We start from the raw sequence: 22,261 nt of genomic DNA, 5'->3' as shown, positions 1-22,261 counted from the left end.
AATGTGCATTTCGATTGATTCTGCTCTTCAAAAAACCTTTAATAAAAAATACTCACTTATTTATTTTATCAAACTGACTTTTTATTCGTTTCGATTTTCAAAAAAATAGTAACTAAACCTTCAATCTATTTTTCTGAAATCTCAATGTGAAAAAAAGTCATAATCTTAATACACATTTTTAAAGTTTTTATCTAAAAAAAACATTTTTAAATATTTTTAACTTTTTACGGCTATCCTATTTAAAAATTTAGTTTTTAGTTTTTTTTAGAAACCTAACAGGTTTTGAAAACCTGTTAGGTTTGATATGAAAATCTAAATCAATTAAATATATTGATTGATGATGTTTTCAAACAATTCTTGTTTACCGCTTTGAAGATTTAATTCTCCATTTTCGTGAGCAACAGTATAAAGATCTTTCAGGTTTAATTTTCCTTCAGCAAAATCTTTTCCTTTTCCAGAATCGAATGAACTGTATCTTTCTGTTCTTAATTTTTCGTAAGGAGAAGAAGTGATAATTTTATCTGCAGTCAATAAAGCTCTTGCAAAAGTATCAGCTCCGCCAATGTGCGCTAAGAAAACATCTTCTAAGTCTGTAGAATTTCTTCTGATTTTAGCATCAAAGTTAACTCCTCCGCCTTGCAATCCGCCAGCTTTTAAGAAAACCAACATCGCTTCAGTAGTTTCTTGGATATTATTTGGGAACTGGTCTGTATCCCATCCGTTTTGGTAATCTCCTCTGTTAGCATCAATGCTTCCTAACATTCCTGCTTTTGCTGCTACTTCTAATTCGTGTTGGAAAGTATGCTGAGCCAAAGTAGCGTGGTTTACCTCAATATTAATTTTGAAATCTTTATCTAAACCATAATTTTTCAAGAATCCAATTGCAGTTGCCGAGTCAAAATCGTATTGGTGTTTTGATGGCTCCATTGGTTTTGGCTCGATGAAGAAAGTTCCTTTAAAACCTTGAGATCTTGCGTAGTCTCTAGACATTGCTAAGAATTGCGCCATGTGGTCTAATTCTCTTCCCATATCTGTGTTTAGTAAAGACATATAACCTTCTCTACCACCCCAGAATACGTAGTTTTCTCCACCTAAAGCAATTGTTGCGTCCAAAGCCAATTTTACTTGACCTCCAGCTCTCGCTACTACATTAAAATCAGGATTTGTAGCGGCTCCGTTCATGAATCTTGGATTTGAGAAACAGTTTGAAGTTCCCCAAAGTAATTTAATTCCAGAGTCTGCTTTTTTCTGTTTTAAGTAATCTGTAATAAAAGCCAAACGTTTTTCTGATTCTGCGAAAGTTGCTCCTTCAGCAATCAAATCGTAATCGTGGAAACAGAAATAATCGAATCCCATTTTGCTGATGAATTCAAAAGCAGCATCTGCCTTATCTTTTGCCGCTTGATATGGATCTGATGAAGCATCCCAAGCAAATTGCTGTGTTCCTGGTCCGAATGGATCGCTTCCTTGTCCGCAGAAAGTATGCCAGTAAGCAATAGCAAATTTAAAGTGTTCACGCATTGTTTTTCCAGCTACAACTTGGTCTGGATTGTAATATTTAAATGCCAATGGGTTGTCAGATTCCTTTCCTTCAAATTTAATTTGGCCAATACCTTTGTAGTATTCTTTATCTCCTAAAACTATCATTTGATTTTTTTATTTAGTTGTTAATATTAATTCTAATTCTTGTTTCCATTTTTTATATGCCGTTTCGTATTCCTCTTTATTTTTTAGAGGCAAAAAGGTCATTACGTGATCATTTGTTGTAATTCCTGAACCAAATTTTTCAAAGTCGCCATCTGTCAAGCCTACTGCTCTTGCTGCTCCTACTGCTCCGGTTGTATTGTAAATTTCTATTTCGTGACCAATTAAAGTTGCAACTGTATTAGAGAAAATTTCAGAACGGAATAAATTATCATTTCCAGCTCTAATTACATTAATCGTTGCATTATCATCTTTCAAACATTCCATTCCGTAAACAAAAGAAAATGCAATTGCTTCCAAAGATGCTCTGAATAAATGCGCGTTGGTATGAATATTAAAATTCAGGTTTAAAATATGAGATCCAATATTTTTATTATTGAACATTCTTTCAGCGCCATTTCCAAACGGAATGACAACCAATCCTTGTGAACCTACATTTATCTGAGATGCTTTTTCATTCATTTCTTCATAGGATTCATTTCCGATATTGTTTCGCATCCATCGGTATTGGATTCCTGCTCCGTTTATATTCAGCAATTTCCCAACTCTCGGATTTGATTCAGCATAATTCACATGAACGAAGTTGTTTACACGAGTACTTTTTCCTGAATTTGTTTCTGTCACAGCATAGAAAACACCCGACGTACCACCTGTTGCCGCAACTTCTCCCGGACGAAGCACATTTAATGACAAAGCATTATTCGGCTGATCTCCTGCTCTATACGCAATTGGAATTCCGGCAGGAAGACCTGATTCTGCAGCAGCTTTTTCTGTAACAACACCTTGATTCGTAAAATTTTCTACAATTTTAGGAGTCAATGCTGTATCAATTCCATAATATTCTAAAAGCCAGTCGGCTACTTTATTTTCTTTATAATCCCAAAGCATTCCTTCAGACAAACCATTTTTGGTAGTCGTTACTTCACCTGTCAATTTCAAAGCGATGTAATCTCCTGGAAGCATGTATTTCGCAATTTTATTGTAAACTTCAGGCTCGTTTTCTTTAACCCATTTCAGTTTCGAAGCCGTGAAATTTCCTGGAGAATTCAATAAATGCTCCATACATTTTTGTTCTCCAATTTCGGCGAAAGCGGTATTCCCAATTTCAACCGCACGGCTGTCGCACCAGATAATTGAATTTCGTAACGGAGCGTTATCTTTGTCAACAATTACTAATCCGTGCATTTGGTACGAAATACCAATTCCCTGAATTTTCGAGGCATCAATATTTGCTTCTTTAATGGCTCTTTTAGTCGCTGTACAAATGTGCTGCCACCAAATTTCAGGATCCTGTTCTGCCCAGTCTGGGTGAATCGAAAGGATTTCCATTTCGTTTTGCGGTTCATTCAAAACGATAACTTTTTTACCCGTTTCTGCTTCTACCAAGGCTGCCTTGACAGAAGAACTTCCAATATCATATCCGATATAATACATACTTACAATGATTCTCTTATTATTAATTTTGTCGGCACATAACACTGAGTATCTTCGTCATGCGTAATAAATGCCGCTGCTTTGGTTCCTATTTCTTTAAAATCAGTTGATACAACCGAAATTCCTTTATATATAAATTTCTTCATCGGGGTTTCGTTGTACGATAAAAATCCAACGTCTTTCCCAGGTTCAAAATCTTTCTCTTTGCATTGTTCCAAAAAGTGTCCTAAAATCCTGTCGCTTACGCTGATATAAGCAATTCCTTTTTCGATATTGAACTTTTTTGGATCGGTAATAACCTCATATTCAAAACCAAAATCAGCACAGAATTTCTTGAAAAACTCCACTGTTTCCCACGGGTGATTCGTAAAATCCGGATAGACAAATTGTATCTTTTTATACTTTTTAAACAAATCAACCGCCTCTGTCAAAGACTCATAAAATGCTTTTCCAAAATCCTGAAAAACATAGTTATTCGTTTTTTTCGCCTGAATATTCCAGTCTATCAAAAGCAATTTATCACTCGAAATTGCCGACAATGCCGGAGCAATGTCTTTATGATCAAAATTCATCACCACGTATTTATAATACTTCCCAATTCCGTTATTAATGATCGTTTTAAACACATCAATATTATAATGGTGAAACTGTACATCAATAATCACATTATCGGGCAGATTATTCACAACCGAATGGTACAAAACCTCTTTATAAGCCTTAAACGTATCTAAAACTAAAAGTACTTTTCTGGTTTCTCCCGCCACATAATAGCCTTTATTCGGCACAGAATCAATCACTTTCTGTTCTTTTAAAATCGAATACGCCTTAAAAACCGTATCTCTCGAAAGCTGATACGTTTTGCAGATCACATTCACAGACGGAAGCAAATCTCCCTTTTGCAAAATATTCTCTGCAATCGAATTTGTGATTCCGTCAACCAACTGCTGGTACTTCGGAATATCACTTTCGTGATTCATTATAAACTCAAATTTTTCTTCTTCTTTTAGCATACCGTTCTGTTCCGTTCTGTTATGCTAAAGTAGCTAAAAAACTTTTATAAAAAATTATTTTTTACATGAATTATGTTATTTTTTTAAAGCTCTTTTTATTCTAATAATTTGGGCGTGTCCCTCCGGGTCAGGCTATCCGTTGCAAGTCCTCGCCTGTTCGTTCCTCACGGCTGTGGGCTTTCCACTTCTATCCCTCACGCGAAACGGTTTCAGGAGACAATTAATCATAAAGTTTGTCATTGCGAGGAACGAAGCAACCTCACTACGATTTGGACTTGGCAAATGTGATTGCTTCGTTCCTCGCAATGACAAGGCTGTATGTATAACTTCATTAAAAATGCTCACTCGACGCATACATCCCCAAATACGTTCCCACAAAACCACCTGCTTCCTTTGTACTCAAAATCGAGCCATCAACATCTTTTATCAATAAAATCCAATCTTCTTTTTCTGTCGATTTATAATAAAAACTATACAACCTTCCGTTTCCTTCAATCTTCACAAACAATGACTTATCAGAATCCAAAAGTTCTTTCTTTGCAATAATTTCCGATTTTCCGTCATTAATTTTATCCGCAGTTCTTTCAACAAAAACTTCCAATTTGTGATCCGCATTCAGACGTTTTCCAATTAAAAAATAATGTTTTTCGTTTTGAAAAGCCGTTAAACCAGCCGTCTGTAAATTATCTTTCGGACTAAATTCAAACTTCACCGAAGCTTCAAATTTTAAATGCTGTTGCCTTCTTCCGATAAAAGAAAAATTAGTTTCGGTGTGAATTGATTCTGATCTTGGTTTTATCAGCAGTTTTCCATTAATCAGTTCATACCATTTTTCTTTTGGCGTTCTAATAAAACTCCATTTAAAATCTAATTTATTCGAATCAAAATCGTCTTTTGAAATAAAATTTCCATTTAATGGTTCTGTTTTTTCTTTAGAAAGTGGAAGATTTGGTCGTTTATGAATCATCGGAATTGGTTCATTTCCTCCCACAATTTCTGGCCAATCGTTTTTCCATTCCACAGGCATCATAAAAGTTTCCCTTCCTGTATTGTATAAATCGCCTTCATAAGGTCGGCAACCTAAAAATACTGTCCACCAATCACCATTTGGCAATTCTACAAAATCGGCGTGACCTGTTGTCGAAACCAAATTTTTACGATTTGGATCTAAATGGGACTGCGTTAAAATGGGATTTTCAGCATAACTTTCATAAGGGCCGTAAATATTTTTACTTCTAAAAATTACTTCTGAATGATTGAAACCTGTTCCTCCTTGAGCACAAAGCAGATAATAATATCCGTTCTTTTTAATCACATGTGGGCCTTCAATCCATACTGGTTTCTTAGACATATCGGTTCCGCCGTTAATAACCAATTTGGGACTTGTCGTGGTTTTTTGTTTTTCCAAATCATATTCCAGCATATAAATGGCGCGATGGCCATCATGAAGCGAAACATTATTAGGCGGAGGCCCGTTATGCGTGATATATACTTTTCCGTCTTCGTCAAAAAAGAGATCTGGATCGATTCCGTTTACATCAGGAAGCGCAATGGGATTTGACCAAGGCCCAGCTGGATTTTTAGCCGTAACAATAAAATTACCGACTCCGCTTACATTGGTACAAATCAAATAAAATGTTCCTTTGCTATAGCGAATCGTCGGTGCATACATGCCACCAGACAAACGAGAATTCCCAAAATCGGCTTGTTCAGGACGATTGATGATATTTCCAATTTGTTTCCAATTTACCAGATCGGTACTTTCAAAAATGGGCAATCCCGGAAAATAGCAGAAAGAAGAATTGACGAGATAAAACTTATCCTCAACTCTGCAAATCGTAGGATCTGGATAAAAACCAGCCAAAACAGGATTTAAATAATCGCCATCAGATTTTGTTAGATTTTGATAAGCATCGTCATTTCTTCGGTAATCAAACCAGTCAAAAGAAGCATAATCAGAATACACAACCGATTGTGATTTTTGCGAAATTTTTTTACACGAAGAAAACGCACTCATCAAAATGACTGCTGTAACAATTTTTAAACCTGTTTTTCTTCTCTTCATTTCTTAATCTAATAATCTTCTTATTCCGTACGGATCAATAGTGATAATCGAACCGTCTTCGAGATAATCGATTTTGGTTACTTTCATGCTTCGCAGATGCGTTACACCTTTTGACAAGCTCGAATCGTGATAAAACAAGTACCACTCTCCTTCTACTTCACAAATCGAATGATGCGATGTCCAGCCTACAACAGGATTTAGAATTCTTCCTTGATACGTAAACGGCCCGTACGGGTTTTCACCAATCGCATAACAAATAAAATGCGTATCGCCTGTTGAATAAGAGAAATAATATTTTTCCTTGTATTTATGAACCCAAGAAGCTTCAAAAAAACGACGGTCGTTATCGCCTGCCAGAATCTCATTTCCGTTTTCATCCAAAATTTTAATCTCTTTTGGTTCTTCGGCAAATTCAAGCATATCGTCTCTTAGCAAAGCTACAATTGGCCCTAAAGCTTTTTCTTTTGCCAAAGGTTCTTCGTTATTATCATCATATATATTGTTGCGGTATTTCTGAAGCTGACCGCCCCAGATGCCTCCGAAATAAATATAATGTTTACCGTCTTGGTCTTCAAAAACAGCGGGATCGATACTGTAACTTCCTTTTATGGCATCTTTTTCAGGAACAAAAGGGCCAACTGGCGAATCTGAAACAGCAACACCAATTTGGAAAATTCCGTTAGCACGTTTGGCAGGGAAATACAAATAATACTTCCCTTTTTTATGTGCGGCGTCTGGCGCCCACATTTGCTTTTCGGCCCAAGCCACATCATCTACATGCAATGCAACGCCATTATCAACTACTTCTGATGAAATATCTTCCATAGAAAAAACATGATAATCTTCCATCCCGAAATGATCGCCGTTGTCGTTAAACGGAATTCCGGCATCAATATCGTGCGAAGGGTAAATGTAAATTTTTCCGTTGAATACATGTGCCGAAGGATCGGCTGTGTACATATGGGATACTAAAGGCTTTGAAATCGCCAGGTCATTAATTTCCTCAAAATTAATGTTTTCAATGCTATCTTCAGGCATAGTAATATTTTGTTTAAATAATTAAGCTCTTCTTTCTTTTAATTCTGTTTCGATCTGCACTTCCATTTCTTTGTTGATTTTATAGAAAAAAAGCAATCCGGCTCCAATTAAAAAAGGGATTGCAGGGAAAATACTCACTAGTAATTTGATTCCGTTTATGGCTGTTTGAGACTGTTCTGGCGCATTTGGTACGTAATGGAAATGGCCTAAAAATAAAGTAGTTAAAGCGCCTCCAACGCTCAATCCTGTTTTTAGTCCAACCATCATTGCCGAAAATATAATTGCTGTTGCACGACGGTTATTCAACCATTCGGAATAATCGGCAACATCGGCAATCATCGCCCAAAGGATCGGGATTGTGATTCCATAGAAAAATCCGTGTAAAATCTGAGAGAAAAACATCAATCCGATTGACGCTGGCGGAAAAAAGTAAAAAGCGATAATGAACAAAGTCGAGATGAATAAAAATACACCGAATACATTTCGTTTTCCGTATTTATCTGCCAGATTTTTTGACAAAGTAATACCGACAATCATAAAAATAATGCCACCCGCATTGAATAAACCAAAACCTGCTGAAACGGGATCGTTCCCAAAATGATTCAATCCGATAGTAGACAAAGTATCCAAAATAGGCTGAATAAAAACCGCTAATTGATCTTTATCAACATAATTCTCAAAATAATACACATACGAACCGCCTTTCATTGCCAAAGTCACAAAAACCAAAGTGGTAAGCGTAAGCATAATTATCCAAGGTCTGTTTTTGATTAAATCGCTTAAATCTTCTTTTACGCTTGACTTTTGTTCTGGTTTCGGAATGATTCTTTCTTTCGTAGTTAAAAACGTAATTAAAAGCATAATTGTTCCAATAATCGCCAAAGCGGTCATTACTTTTTCGATTCCGATAGCTTTATCTCCGTTTCCAGCACTTTTGATAATGCCAAGCATAAAAACCTGAACAAAAAACTGGGCAAACATCACCGCCACAAAACGATAGGACGACATGCTGTTTCGTTCTTTCATATCGCCTGTAATAACGCCACTTAAAGCAGAATATGGCAGATTGTTTCCTGCATAAAAAAGAAGTAATAAACTATAGGTGACAACGGCATAAATTACTTTTCCTTTGTATGAAAAATCAGGAGTTGAAAACGCCAATAAAGCCACTACTCCAAGCGGAATCGCAGTTATTAAAATCCAAGGTCTGAATTTTCCCCATTTGGTACTCGTTCTGTCTGCTAAAACCCCAATAATCGGATTAAAAATAAAAGCGGCAATTAATCCAACAATCAGCATGATGATCGAAGAATCGGTTGGCGATAATCCGTAAATGTCGGTGTAGAAATACGCCAGATAGGTCATCAAAGTCTGAAAAACAAGATTTGCAGCAAGATCTCCTAAACTGTATCCAATTTTTTCTTTGATGGATAGTTTTTGTGAAATGTTAGTCATTCGTGGGTTTGTGGTCATTTTTTGATTAGTTAGTTCTATTCCTGCAAGGTTTTTCAAACCTTGTAGGTTTCTATTGTTTTTTACAGCTCCTAAAATCAGACCTACAAGATTTTGGAAACCTTGCAGGAAAGCGAATTACAATTTAAACAATCGGTTGTGTAAAATTAGACAAAAAAACATATTATGCAAATTTAGTTTACTTTATTTAAGTTATTTTTCATTTCACAACCGATTGTTGATTATTTCTCAAAACATACTCTTTTTCGATGCTTATTCTTTAGTTTCTTTCAGCTTTAAAATACTTTCGTAAGCTTTTTTATGTCTTAAAGTGGCATCAAATGGCAAAGGATAATTCGTTCTTCCTTTTATCGGCCAGTCGTTCAGCCAAGATTGCCCATCATGAACTCCCCAAAAAGTCACTCGGCTGATTTTATCTTTATGCTTTAAAAATAGTTTAAAAATCGATTCGTAACGTTCTGCGAGTTTGTTTTGGATAGAATCTGGCAATGCTTTTGGATATGGATTCATTTTTTCGCTTCCTTCAAACTTCTGACTGATCTCTGCTCCTTTCAAATCCCACGGATTTGGTAAAACGGTAATATCCAATTCTGTAAAAGCTACTTTAACTCCTAATGCCGAATACTCTAAAATACTTTTCTCAATTTCTTCTAATGACGGACTATTTAATCTCCAATGTCCCTGAATACCAACGCCGTCAACTTTTCCGCCTTCTGCTTTTATTTTTTTGATTAGAGCAATAGCACCAGCTCTTTTTGCGGGTTCTTCGATATTATAATCATTGTAATACAACTCGGCTTTTGGATCAGCTTTTTCAGCCAGTTTGAAAGCGTCAACCAGATATTTTTCGCCTAGCGTTTTCAAAAAAACAGATTGTCTTAAAGTTCCATCTTCGTTCAACGCTTCGTTTACAACGTCCCAGGAATTAATTCTGCCTTTGTATTTGGAAACGATTGTGATAATATGATCTTTCATAAAAGCTTTCATTTCTGTACTGTCGGCAATCTTTTCCATCCAAGGTGCTAATTGGCTGTGCCAAATTAAAGTATGACCGTGAATAAACATTTTGTTTTTCTCTCCATACGCTACAAATTTATCCGATAAAGCAAAATCATATTTGTCTTTTTGCGGATGCGTGTACATCGATTTCATGATATTTTCTGCTGTAATCGCATTAAATTCTTTTCGAATCAGAGAATCTTCTTTAGCGTTTTTGACTTCAATTTGATCCGCACTTAAAGCGGTTCCGATGTAGAAATCATTTTTATAAGCGTCTTTTAATGAAGCGGTTTCTTTCTGTGACGTACAGCTTACAGCCAGCAAAGTCGTGACGACAACTAAATAAGGTTTAATAAATTTCATGTCTTTTGGTTTAAATAGTTAATAGTTTTTTATTCGTTTCGTTTTGTCATTCCGAGGAACGAGGAATCACACTCGGAAATCGATAAAGATTGGCGATATTCTGTGTGGAGTTTCTAGTGTGATTCCTCGTTCCTCGGAATGACAAACTTTGCATATTATTCCTTCCTAAAACTCTCCGGAGGCCCTAAATACGACTCCAAAATTTTTCCCTCTTCCGTTTCAATTACAATTTTCTGAAGCACCAAAGCTGGATCAATCGCATAAATTTTCAAAACATGATTTCCTGAATTTTCGATTTCATGCGTTGAGGTAATAATTTTAATATTGTTCGCAACAGATTCAGCCCAGACTTTTTCTGAAGAATCTGCATTAAGGTTCATTATTTGCGGTTTTTCATCATCAAAACCAATTCCGTATTTTAAGCCGTCACCAATTTTAAAATTGATTGTTGGCGAAAAATAGACATTTACTTTTATCTTTCCTTTACTGAAAAAATGAACATTGTATTCTAATCTTGGAGATCTTTCTGAAATTTCAATTGATTTGATATTCGAAGGTTTTATCGTTATTCCTGAATCTGTTTTACCAAGATTTGGAATTATGGTCCATTTTACGGCATCTGAATTTATTGCTTTAGAATAATTTTTACTTTCTATCGAAATACATCCGTTGTCCTCAACAAAACCTCTAACATGATCTAAATCCCTATTTTTATTAATCGAAGTTCTAGCCTTTGATGAATCTTCTATAAAAACTCCCGCTTGAACTTTATTTGAAATTTCAATTGTTTTTGTTTTGGGCATCACATTTTTTTCAGGCTGTTGCCAATTATCATAACCAATATGTGTTTGTGACATCATATGATTCCACTTACCATTTGCTAATTGAGTGTGATAGTAATTTGTGAGCTCAGCATCTTTTTCAAATAACTTTTTTACTTTTTCAGCATATTCATTTGCAATGGCATTTCCTTGTTCTGCATACAAATGATTTTTAGCCGTTGTAACATACATTTCATTTAAATTGGCACTTGCCAAAACCGGAAACAAAACGATCTGATAAAAAGCATCTTTGTATTCTGGTTTCAACTTTTCGTTTATCGAATTGGCTTTTTCAACCAATTTTTGATAATCTGATACAACTCGATCTGCTTCGTTAAAATTTACAATGCTGTACGTTTTAGCATCCAATAATTCAGGTTTTCTTCGTGAATTGTATTTCGTATATAATTTTAAAATCTCGGCAATTTCTTCTGAAAACTGATTATCAAAATTTTCTTTAGCCCAATTAACATAATATTGCTCTAAATTTCCAGCATTAAACTTTTCAGGATTCCACGCCATATCTAAGAAAAATTCCATCGGAAATTCCATTGGTTTGATATCGCCTACATTTACAATCCAGATTTTATCGACTCCATATTGATATGCCAAATCCATTTGTTCCCAAACACGTTCGATTTGATTGGTATTAATCCATTTGTAATTTCGTGGTCCACCTACGTAATCGTAATGATAATAAATGCCATAACCGCCTTTTCTTGGTTTTGCCTCTAATTCTGGAAGTTTGCGGATATTTCCCCAATTGTCATCGCAAAGCAAAAGCGTAACATCATCGGGAACGGTCACTCCTTTGTCGTAATAATCTTGAACTTCTTTGTAAAGTGCCCACATTTGTGGCGTTTCTTCAGCAGGTTTTTTAGTAATTTCTGCAATAATGTTTCTTTGAGTTTTTACAATATTTTCTAGTACTTCAATTGCAGTTCCTTCCGTCATGGGTTCATCGCCGTCGCCACGCATTCCGATTGTAACGATAGTTTCTTTATTTCCCATTCGTTTAATTCCGTCTTTCCAAAATTGAATCAGAGCTTCTGAATTGGAATTAAAATCCCATTTCCCGTTTGCTTTTCCCCATTCGGCGTGTGCTCTCGTTAACGGTTCATGATGCGAAGTTCCCATGACAATTCCGTATTCATCGGCCAAAATAGCATTCTCCGGATCTTCAACATAGAACATTCTGCCCCACATCGCCGGCCATAAATAATTGCCTTTCATTCGTAGAATCAATTCAAAAACTTTATCGTAGAATTTCGAATTGAATCCGCCAAATTTTTCAAATGCCCAGCCAGACAAAGCCGGAGCTTCATCGTTTATAAAAATTCCTCTGTATTTTACTTTTGGTTCTCCCTGTGAGTGAATTCCAGGCAAAACATGCAGTTCCGTTTGTTTTTTAACTGGAACATCTGCCCAATAATACCAAGGAGAAACGCCAATTTGATTCGATAAATCGTAGATTCCGTAAATCGTTCCTCGTTTATCTGAACCTGCAATTACCAATGCTTTTTTACTTCCTTTAAACGGATTTTCGACAATTTGTGTGGTAAATTTTTCCCATTTTCCTTCAAGTGCTTTGGCATCAATTTTTCCTTGTTTGGCTAATTGATCGATAAATTTGCTTTTTCCTAATGTCCCAATAATGACAATAAAATCTTCTGCTTCTGAAATCTTTTTTATTCTTTTCGGATGCAAATCTGAAACTTTAAAAAGATCATTTTCTAAATGCCCTGCTACTTTTAAAACCCCAGCATAATCTTTATCGTCAACCAAAATCGAAGCTATTTTCCCTTTTGAAACCAAAGGGAAGTTTTCATTAGAAGCCCGATTGACTACATATTTTTCTGGATTTATGGCATACGAATTTGGGCTTAATCCGATTAGGAAAAGCAATAAAATCAGATGCGATATTTTCATTTTTAAATACATAGAATCAAAGATTTTCTTTGTTTGCAAAAGACATTTACAGTTTAAGCACATATCCTAACAGGTTTTGGAAACCTGTTAGGATACTTATATTACAAATTCAATTTATAAACAATTCCCATCTCCAAACCTCTTAATTCAGCCAAACCTTTTAATCTTCCTGTCAACGAATAACCTGGATAAGTTTCTGTTTCCTCATCAACTCGATGAAGAAAACCGTGATCAGGACGCATTGGAAGGCTTACTTTGGTTTTATTCATTAATAACAATAATTTCTCAACAATCACTTCCATTTTAACATCGCCATTTAAATGTTCCGATTCTCTGAAAATAGTTTCGCTTTCGCGGATGGTATTTCGAAGATGTAAAAAATGAATTCGGTCTCCGAAATCGTCTATTATTTTTTCGAGATTATTTTTAGGATCAGCACTTAAGGAACCTGTGCAATAACACAATCCGTTTGCTTTTGATGGAACGGCGTTGAAAATAGCTTTCAAATCGGCTTCAGTTGAAACAATTCTCGGAAGCCCTAAAACCGAAAACGGCGGATCATCCGGATGAATTGCTAATTTTTGCCTGTTTTTCTCCGCAATCGGAGTTACTTCAGATAGAAAATAAATCAGGTTTTCTCTTAGTTTTTGATTGTCAATTTCAGCATAGTTTTCTAAAAGAGACAAAATCTGCTCTGCCGTAAAATGGATTGTACTTCCAGGAAGTCCTAGCAAAACGTTTTTAAACAACAATTCTTTTTCTTCCTCAGATAATTGATTTCCAAATTGCAAAGCTCTTTCTTTTTCGACATCTGAATACTCATTTTCTGAATTTGGTCTTTTTAAAAGATAAACATCAAAATAAGTAAAAGCATCCTGATTGTATAAAAGAGCTTTACTCCCGTCTTCGTTTATAAAATTATGATTAGTTCTTACCCAATCCAGAATCGGCATGAAGTTATAGGTTATAATTTTGATGCCACACTCCGCCAGATTTTGCAGACTGATTTTATAATTTTCTATGTATTGCAAATAATTTCCTGAAGCTCTTTTGATTTCTTCATGAACAGGAAGACTTTCAACCACAGTCCACTCTAAACCATAATTGCGAATGATTTCCTGTCTTTCTTTTATCGCTTCAATAGTCCAGATATCTCCAACTGGAATTTGATGCAACGCAGTTACAATTCCAGTTGCGCCAGCTTGTCGAATGTCAATTAGCTTGACATTGTCGGTTGGTCCGAACCATCTCATGGTTTGTTGCATTTTTATCATATTGACTTTTTTTAATCTCGCAAAGTCGCAGAGTCACAAAGTTTTGTTTCATGCTCCCGATAGCTATCGGGATTGCAGATTGAGCTGATTTTAATCTTTTTAATCCTTTAATCTGTGGCTTCAAAAAACCTTTGAGCCTTTGAGCCTCTGCCCCTTAGAAACTTTAAATTAAAACCCAATACTGTTTCCACCATCAACTGGCAACACTGTACCAGTAGTATATTTTGACTCGCTTAAAGCGAAATAATAAACGGCATCTGCAATATCTGACGGCTCTCCTAAATAGCCCATTGGCGTTCTTCCCAATACTTTATTTTTTCTTTCTGGATCGTTATCCAAAGCTGTCGATGACATTTTGGTTTTAATAAATCCTGGTGCAATACAGTTCGCACGAATACCAAACTGAGCCAATTCAACCGCCATAGCACGAGTCATGGCTTCAATTGCGCCTTTACTTGATGAATACGCAATTACTTTTGGAATTCCGTATTGGGATGCCATCGAACTGATATTGATAATGCTTCCGCCTCCATTTTCTTTCATATTCTTTACAACTTCTCGGCTTACAGCAAAAACACTCAAAAGATTGGTGTGAATGATTGATAAAAATTCTTCATCGGTCACATCTGCAAATTCCTTTTTCATATTGATTCCGGCGTTGTTTACCAAAATATCAATTGCCCCATTTTTTGTAATGCTCTCAATCATCGCAGGAATTCCTTTTAGATCATTTAAATCGAAGATTATTGGAATAGCATTTTCTCCAATTTCTTTGCAGGCATCTTCTGTTTTTTCTTTTGATCTGCCAATGATGTAAGTTGTGATTCCGTTGTCACATAATTTCTTTGCTGTTGCAAATCCTAAACCTGAATTTCCTCCGGTTACAATTGCCGTTTTCTTGCTCATAATTTTTAGTAAAATATATTTACAGTACACTGATTAGACGGATTCGCTATCGCGAAAACGCTGATTAACACAGATTTTTTTATTCTAATTTTTATTGGAAAAAATCCGTTTTTTTCCGTGTCTTCGCGATAGCGAATCCGTTTTATCCGCGTTACAATTATTCAATTTATTTATCCATTCCCCGGTGCAAATGGGAATTTTAATGATTTAAAATACTCTAAAGTTTGTGTTGGTTTTTCAACTCCATTTGGAAGTTCTTTACCCGAAAACTGTTGAAAATACAGCAAACAAGCATCTCGCCACCATTTTGCTTCTTTGTACTGAATCTCTAATAGCATTTTTACTTCGTTGAAACGTTCATTATCAACATATTTTTCTGCTCGATTCCAGACGTTCTGCATTTCTTTTACTTGGTCTACACCCTCCTGATATTTAAGCGAAAGTCCATTCCAAAGAGTTTGTCCGTTTTTGAGTTTATAATCCCACGAAACATGATGAAACCATAAAAGATCTTTTTCAGGACAAGTTTCTAAATTATCAAAAATATTGGCGACTTCTGATGCGTATTGCGAAACAGCATTCGTTACGGATTTTGATCTGTCAAAACCAATTCCGTTTTTGTCTGCTTTATGATAATAAGTTGGATTCCATTCTGGTCTTGACAAATTCGAAACCCAAGGCCCTGGCCCGTAATGATGTCCTGTGTCCATAATATGATGGAGCCCAAGTGGAGTCATATAATTAACAACGGCTTCTCGCGATTCGATCATCATGTTTTTAACTGGTTTAATGAAATTTTCATCATTTGAAAAAGTACTTCTTAACCATTCATCGGCAATCGCTTCAGAATCTAAATACGGATTCCAAGCCATTCTTCCGAAACCATACCAATTCACTTGCGCAAAAGGATGACCTGTCCAGTTTAAATCGCTTCCGATATTCGCAACGCCGGCAATTCCGGTTAGTTTATTTTGATATAAAGTGCCATCAATAACTTTAGCAACGGTTGAGCCTTTTCCTTTTTGATATGTATCTGATTCCAAAACTTCCTGAAATAATTTAGGTAGAAAAACCAAATGTGTGCTGAAACCTAAATATTCCTGCGTGATTTGAAACTCCATCATTAAAGGCGTTTTCGGCATCGCTCCAAATAACGGATGAAACGGTTCTCTCGGCTGAAAATCGATTGCTCCGTTTTTGACCTGAACGATTACATTTTCTTTGAATTTTCCATCATAGGGCTGAAATTCGGCGTAAGCCTGCTTGGCACGATCATTCGCATCATGTTCTGAATATACAAACGCCCTCCACATAATTACGCCTCCAAAAGGAGCAACGGCATCTGCCAACATATTAGCGCCATCGACATGGTCTCTTCCATAATTTTGAGGCCCTGGCTGACCTTCTGAATTGGCTTTCACCAAAAATCCTCCAAAGTCTGGGATTCGTTTATAAATTTCAGCTGATTTATTTTTCCACCAATTAATCACTTCTGCATCTTTTGGATCCGCAGTTTTTAGGTTTCCAATTTCAATTGGTGCCGAAAATCTTGCTGTTAAATACACTTTTATTCCGTAAGGTCTGAAAACATTCGCCAATGCTTCGACTTTTTCTAAGTATTGTGGAGTCAGAATTAAAGCGTTTGCATTTACGTTGGTCAAAACTGTTCCGTTGATTCCGATTGAAGCATTCGCTCTGGCATAATCAATGTAACGCTGATCGATAAAATCAGGCAATTTCTGCCAGTTCCAAAGTGAAAATCCGGCATAACCACGTTCTACAGTTCGATCGAGATTATCCCAATGATTCAGGATTCTAATATTTGTTTTTGGAGAATCGGCAATATTTAAATTTTTAACTGGTTTATTGGTTTGCAGTATTCTCAGAAAACTAAAAACTCCATATAAAACAGCCACATCATTTTTTCCTGTAATAACAATTTGCTTTTTGTTTTTAAGAGAAATAGATTTGATTACAAAACCTTCATTATTTATTTTATCAAAATCAGCCTGTAATTCGCTTATGATTTCAGCATTTAAATTCGATTGTGAACCAATGATAAGATTGTTCTCTCCTTTTATATCAGATTTGATTTCTGGAATATTTCCGAGCATATCCGAAAATCCCATTTTGAGTTCCTTTTCGGCAATTTTTATGGTTTCCGAATTCCCCAAAAGGACAATTCCTTCAAGATTGTTTTTGTATTCTGAAGCTATTGCAGCATTGGCAACTGAATTATACTGAAGCCACAATTTATAATCCTTTTGTGCCAAAGCCGAAAAAGAAATCAGAAGAAACAGGAAAATAAATCTAAATGAAGTCATGGTTATAATTTATTCTTTACAATCTCACTTTTTACAGCATCACTATTTTATTTACTTTTAAAAGTATTTCATAAAATTTTAATTTAAAAAATACATTATCCTAAATAAAACAACAATTGCAATCGGTTGCGTAAAAATATAGGATTGTTGTTTAAGAAAAAAATTTTAGCTCTCTTTTTTTCGAAAAAATAATTTCTATAACAAATAAAAGCAGGATAATTATAAAAACTATCCTGCTATAACGGGGTTGGATTTAGAGTTTAAATCCTTAATTATTATCGCTTGTAATACGCTACAATACTGGCTTTCGCTAAAGTCTGGTTCCAAAGATTAAATCCTACTACAGCCGGATTTGTATTATCGTCTGTTCCCAGTTTATCGGTTTTTAAAGCATAAACCGTAATAATATATTGATGAAATCCGTGACCAACTGGCGGACATGGCCCTCCAAATCCTTTGATTCCGTAATCGGTTACACTTTGGATAGCGCCTTTTGGAACAAGATTTTTAGTTCCTGCATTGGTAACCAATTCGTTTACATTTGCTGGGATATCAACTACAACCCAGTGCCAGAATCCGCTTCCTGTTGGTGCGTCCGGATCGTACATGGTTACGGCAAAACTTTTGGTTCCTTCGGGAGCATTTTTCCATGATAATTGTGGAGACTGATTCTCTCCAGAACAGCCAAATCCGTTGAATTCCTGAATTTTAGTTGTTTCTCCTCCTAAATCTTTACTGCTTAAGGTAAATGTTTTCTGTGCAAAAATCGATGTCGAAAAAATGGCTGACATCGCCAAAATTAAACTAAGCTTTTTCATTTTATCTGTTTTAAAATTTTAAGCAAAGTTAAATTTGGAACTGCTGAATAATTTTAGCTAAAAAGCCAAAAACTGTTGCTAAAAGCTCAAATCATTTTGTGATATTTGGGCGTAACGCCGTATTTGGTTTTATACGCCTGACTAAAACTGGAAAGGTTTTCGTAACCTGCTTCAAAGTAAACTTCGGAAGGGCTTTTTTCCTGACTCAATAAGTAATGTGCATGTTCGAGTCTTTTGTTTTGAAACCATTTTATTGGTGATTCTGAATAGTGTTTTTCGAATTCTCTTTTAAAAGTCGAAACACTCATATTACACAAAAAAGCCAATTCTTTTAAAGTAAGTTTACTCAAATGACTGTTTTCGATTGTTCGAATGAATTTTTGTGAGTTGTCATTGCTGTTTATAGTTAACGAATACAGAAAATCGGTTCCGCACTGAGCCGTTAAATAGAGCATTATTTCTTCAAACTTAACTTCCAATAATTTTGATTGAACAACTTTTGAAAGTTTAGAAATATCGGTTAAGCTTTCTACAAAGCGTTTCAGGAAATCATCGTAATCAAAAGCATAAACTGATTTTACTTCAATTAATTCTGATTTCTCAGATTCCATTTTTCTAATAAAATTATGAATCATTTCATTAGAAAAAAACAACAGAATGCTTTTATAACCGGAAGTCATTGAGATTCTTTTTTCTGTCATCAAACAATTTCCGGAACGCATTATCAGAAATTTAGAAGGCGTTATAGACAATTCTGTAGTATCAAAAATAACTTCTTTCGTTCCTTCAATCAAAAAACTAATTACATTGTGATTTAGAATAATTTGCTGTTTCGAAACGTCTTTAGAACTGCTGTAATCGACAACATGTACGTGTTGCGATTTTTCTAAATTCATTTCGTCCGGAAGTGTAATTGTTTTCATAAAAGTTGATGGTTTATCAAATAAATGACAAACCTTACTATTTAGAGTATTTTTGATTTTATTTCTGAGTAGATTCTCTGGCGAGCACTTCTGTATTTAAAAAAGTGATTTCTTTAGCATCATCATTTTTAGCAGACTTCAAGTTCTTGATGATAATTTCAGCAGCCGCTTTTCCCATTTTTTCCGCCGGATGTGTGATAGTCGATAAATTTGGATCTATAATCTGCGAAATAGGGTCGTTGTTAAAACCAATTACTTTAAATTCTTCTGGTACTTTTACACCACGTTTTTTAGCGGTCTGAACGGCGCTTACTGCCAAAATATCTCCAGGAGCAAACAATCCATCAGGAATTGGATTTAAATCAAATAAAGCATTGCTGGCTTTTACACCATCTTCATAAGTAACGGAATTAAGATTAATAATCAATCCTTCTTCTACTTCAATGTTATGATCTTTTAAAGCTTCAATATAACCTCTTTTTCTTTCGTTATACAAATTCCCTAATTCTGATCCTGCGGTTAAATGAGCTATTCGAATACAGCCCTGCTCAATAAGATGTTTGGTCGCTTTGTAGCCTGCTGTATAATTATCAATAACTACTCTAAAAGTATTATAATCTTTCGGAACCCTATCGACAAAAACCAACGGAATATTATTATTCGAAAACTGATGAAAATGCGCCGTATCTCTAGTTTCCATTGCCAACGAACAAATTACACCACTAACACGATTGCTGTATAAAGATTTAGCCATATTGACTTCTTCTTCATACGAATCATGCGACTGCATAATGATTACGGTATAATCAGATTTTTGAGCCGTGATTTCGATTCCGCTGATTAAGGATGATAAAAAGGGCTGTGTAACAGTAGGAATTAAAACACCAATCGTTCTGGTTTTGTTACCACGCAAACCTGCTGCCAAAGTATTGGGAACAAATCCCATTTCTTCTGCAGTTTTTTTCACTTTCTTAATCGTCTTGTCACTTATAGTATGATGGTCCTTTAAAGCTCGTGAAATAGTCGACGTCGCTAAATTTAGACGCTCAGCAATATCGTAAATCGTTACATGTTTATTCTCTTCCATGAAATAAAAAATAGAAATGTAAATATAAACTATTTTCGCTCAAAATGTTCTTTCGCAAAATTAGCTTTGGATATATCCATATCGCAAATTCGTCTGTTATTTGACATTATTCTTCTTGTCTTTTAGAATTTTACCGTCTTTGGTAAATTCCAAATCAATTTTATTGGTCAAATCGACATCTAAATCTTTGTGTCCATAGTCAATGTGCGTTATTTTTTCGTTTGGATGATTTTTGGTTACATATGCTAAAATATTATCTGGAATAAAACCAGTCGGAATCGGATTGTCTCCTCCATCAACTTCACGGTACGATCCGTCTTTCCAGAACTCCACTTCTGTTCCGTCTTTAAGTTTGACTTCATACCCCTTTTCACCATGCTCGGGATCTTTTTGAGCTGTCACTACTGAAGTATGATTAAAATGCTTTTTTAAAAATTCCTGTGCTGGTTTTGGTAATTCTGTCACTTCAATTCTCTTTTGTGCACTAACCGAGACTGTTACGATTAACAATGCTATGGCTAAAAATATCTTCGTTTTCATAATTTGAATATTTTAAGTATAGTATTACTAATTTACCACTTCAAAAAATACTTTCAAATTATTTTAAGAAAGTTTTAATGTTTCTAAATATCGTAACATCATTATTTACAAATACTTAAATCAAATTTTAAAGTAGCACTCTACATATAACTATAATTTGTAAATTAGTAAACACCATTAAAAATTAAAATCTATGCGTAGTATTATTACTCTTTTAGCTTTCTTTCTCTTGACATCTTGTAAAAAAGAAAACAGCACTAATATCTTATCAAACTATTTTACATATGGCAAAGAAAAAGTAGAAGCTGCCGGAGTAAAAATGATTCCAATAAATACACCCGTTGGCAAATTTAAAGTCTGGACTAAGCGTTTTGGAAATAATCCAAAAATAAAAATTCTATTATTACATGGAGGTCCAGCAATGACTCATGAATACATGGAATGTTTTGAAACATTTTTTCAGCGTGAGGGATTTGAATTTTATGAATACGATCAATTAGGATCCTATTACAGCGATCAGCCAAAAGACAGCAGTTTATGGACTATTGATCGCTTTGTAGATGAAGTAGAACAAGTGCGCAAAGCGATAAATGCTGATAAAGATAATTTTTATGTTTTAGGAAATTCTTGGGGCGGAATACTAGCTATGGAATACGCTTTAAAATATCAGCAAAACATGAAAGGTCTTTTAGTTTCAAACATGATGGCAAGTGCTCCCGAATACGGAAAATATGCCGAAGAAGTTCTATCAAAGCAAATGAAACCTGAAATTCTAGCCGAAATAAGGGCTTTAGAAGCTAAAAAAGATTTTAATAATCCTAGATATATGGAATTGTTGCTTCCAAATTTTTACAAAGAACATTTATGCAGATTAAAAGAATGGCCAGACGGTTTAAATCGTGCCAGTAAACATGTAAATGGAGAAATTTATACTTTAATGCAAGGTCCGAGTGAATTCGGTATCAGCGGAAGATTAGCCAAATGGGATATTAAAAACAAACTCCACGAAATTACAATCCCTACACTCATGATTGGTGCTAAATATGACACAATGGATCCAAAAGCAATGGAAGAACAAAGCAAATTAGTCAAAAAAGGACGTTATTTATACTGTCCAAACGGGAGTCATTTAGCCATGTGGGATGATCAGAAGACTTATATGAATGGAGTAATTCAATTTATAAATGATGTCGACAATCAAAAAATATAAATACGTAAACAACTAGCAATCAAAACAGTAAATATAACAGCGTCTCCCTACGGACCGGGCTGTGCGCTGTATCTTTTGTTCTTTAAAGGAAAAAACAAAAGGATGCCACTTCCATCCCTGACGCATCGGGGTTTAAAGAACTTTTCGGGCTTAAAGAAAAATTAATAGATCCATATCCAAATGGTCTTCAGCGCTGAACCCAAAACCGCTATAAAGCAAAAAATCCTCATCAAATACATGATGAGGATTCTTAAAAGAAAGGCGACGACATACTCTCCCACAAAATTGCAGTACCATCTGCGCAGGCGGGCTTAACTACTCTGTTCGGGATGGGAAGAGGTGA

The 22,261-nt window shown here is 35.2% G+C and carries 16 protein-coding genes and 1 rRNA gene; 1 reads left to right on the top strand and 16 read right to left on the bottom strand.

Annotation, left to right across the window (positions count from 1 at the left end; all coding sequences use genetic code 11):
* Window positions 1–321 precede the first annotated feature (321 nt).
* From xylA to ACHRV0_RS14085, 15 genes are all read right to left on the bottom strand, one after another.
* The gene (xylA, locus tag ACHRV0_RS14155) at window positions 322–1,647 is read right to left on the bottom strand and encodes a xylose isomerase (protein ID WP_395441290.1); all 1,326 of its coding nucleotides are present in this window, start codon (window positions 1,645–1,647) and stop codon (window positions 322–324) included.
* Window positions 1,648–1,656: 9 nt separating this feature from the next.
* Window positions 1,657–3,138, bottom strand: coding sequence for a xylulokinase (locus ACHRV0_RS14150; RefSeq protein ID WP_395441289.1), 1,482 nt, complete (start codon window positions 3,136–3,138; stop codon window positions 1,657–1,659).
* Between the two features lie 2 nt (window positions 3,139–3,140).
* Window positions 3,141–4,148: a GntR family transcriptional regulator gene (locus ACHRV0_RS14145; RefSeq protein WP_129024209.1), complete on the bottom strand. Its 1,008-nt coding sequence runs from the start codon at window positions 4,146–4,148 to the stop codon at window positions 3,141–3,143.
* Window positions 4,149–4,479: 331 nt separating this feature from the next.
* Window positions 4,480–6,213 (bottom strand): glycoside hydrolase family 43 protein, encoded by a 1,734-nt coding sequence (locus tag ACHRV0_RS14140; RefSeq protein WP_395441288.1) that lies wholly within the window; start codon window positions 6,211–6,213, stop codon window positions 4,480–4,482.
* Between the two features lie 3 nt (window positions 6,214–6,216).
* Window positions 6,217–7,251, bottom strand: coding sequence for a glycoside hydrolase family 43 protein (locus ACHRV0_RS14135; RefSeq protein ID WP_395441287.1), 1,035 nt, complete (start codon window positions 7,249–7,251; stop codon window positions 6,217–6,219).
* A gap of 21 nt (window positions 7,252–7,272) precedes the next feature.
* Window positions 7,273–8,706, bottom strand: coding sequence for an MFS transporter (locus tag ACHRV0_RS14130; protein WP_379828451.1), 1,434 nt, complete (start codon window positions 8,704–8,706; stop codon window positions 7,273–7,275).
* 270 nt (window positions 8,707–8,976) lie between these two features.
* Entirely contained in the window at window positions 8,977–10,086 is a 1,110-nt protein-coding gene (locus ACHRV0_RS14125; protein ID WP_395441286.1) for an endo-1,4-beta-xylanase, read from the bottom strand.
* A 155-nt stretch (window positions 10,087–10,241) separates the two neighbouring features.
* Window positions 10,242–12,836: a glycosyl hydrolase 115 family protein gene (locus ACHRV0_RS14120; RefSeq protein ID WP_395441285.1), complete on the bottom strand. Its 2,595-nt coding sequence runs from the start codon at window positions 12,834–12,836 to the stop codon at window positions 10,242–10,244.
* Between the two features lie 101 nt (window positions 12,837–12,937).
* Window positions 12,938–14,101: a mannonate dehydratase gene (gene uxuA, locus ACHRV0_RS14115; RefSeq protein ID WP_395441509.1), complete on the bottom strand. Its 1,164-nt coding sequence runs from the start codon at window positions 14,099–14,101 to the stop codon at window positions 12,938–12,940.
* 177 nt (window positions 14,102–14,278) lie between these two features.
* The gene (locus ACHRV0_RS14110; RefSeq protein WP_395441284.1) at window positions 14,279–15,016 is read right to left on the bottom strand and encodes an SDR family NAD(P)-dependent oxidoreductase; all 738 of its coding nucleotides are present in this window, start codon (window positions 15,014–15,016) and stop codon (window positions 14,279–14,281) included.
* Window positions 15,017–15,186: 170 nt separating this feature from the next.
* Window positions 15,187–17,340, bottom strand: a complete 2,154-nt coding sequence (locus ACHRV0_RS14105) for an alpha-glucuronidase family glycosyl hydrolase (protein ID WP_395441283.1) — start codon at window positions 17,338–17,340, stop codon at window positions 15,187–15,189.
* Between the two features lie 275 nt (window positions 17,341–17,615).
* Window positions 17,616–18,158: a YbhB/YbcL family Raf kinase inhibitor-like protein gene (locus ACHRV0_RS14100; protein ID WP_395441282.1), complete on the bottom strand. Its 543-nt coding sequence runs from the start codon at window positions 18,156–18,158 to the stop codon at window positions 17,616–17,618.
* 86 nt (window positions 18,159–18,244) lie between these two features.
* Window positions 18,245–19,081: a helix-turn-helix domain-containing protein gene (locus ACHRV0_RS14095; protein WP_395441281.1), complete on the bottom strand. Its 837-nt coding sequence runs from the start codon at window positions 19,079–19,081 to the stop codon at window positions 18,245–18,247.
* A gap of 58 nt (window positions 19,082–19,139) precedes the next feature.
* The gene (locus ACHRV0_RS14090; RefSeq protein ID WP_395441280.1) at window positions 19,140–20,168 is read right to left on the bottom strand and encodes a LacI family DNA-binding transcriptional regulator; all 1,029 of its coding nucleotides are present in this window, start codon (window positions 20,166–20,168) and stop codon (window positions 19,140–19,142) included.
* Between the two features lie 96 nt (window positions 20,169–20,264).
* Entirely contained in the window at window positions 20,265–20,708 is a 444-nt protein-coding gene (locus ACHRV0_RS14085) for a PepSY-like domain-containing protein (protein ID WP_395441279.1), read from the bottom strand.
* Window positions 20,709–20,901: 193 nt separating this feature from the next.
* On the opposite strand from ACHRV0_RS14085, the gene ACHRV0_RS14080 reads away from it, so the two are divergent.
* Window positions 20,902–21,918 (top strand): proline-specific peptidase family protein, encoded by a 1,017-nt coding sequence (locus tag ACHRV0_RS14080; RefSeq protein WP_395441278.1) that lies wholly within the window; start codon window positions 20,902–20,904, stop codon window positions 21,916–21,918.
* Window positions 21,919–22,174: 256 nt separating this feature from the next.
* Here ACHRV0_RS14080 and rrf read toward each other — a convergent pair.
* Window positions 22,175–22,261 (bottom strand): 5S ribosomal RNA (gene rrf, locus ACHRV0_RS14075); the annotation flags it as partial.

The organism is Flavobacterium sp. FlaQc-30, assembly GCF_044005885.1.
Taxonomy (GTDB): domain Bacteria; phylum Bacteroidota; class Bacteroidia; order Flavobacteriales; family Flavobacteriaceae; genus Flavobacterium.
This window is presented reverse-complemented; position numbering and strand designations above follow the sequence as displayed.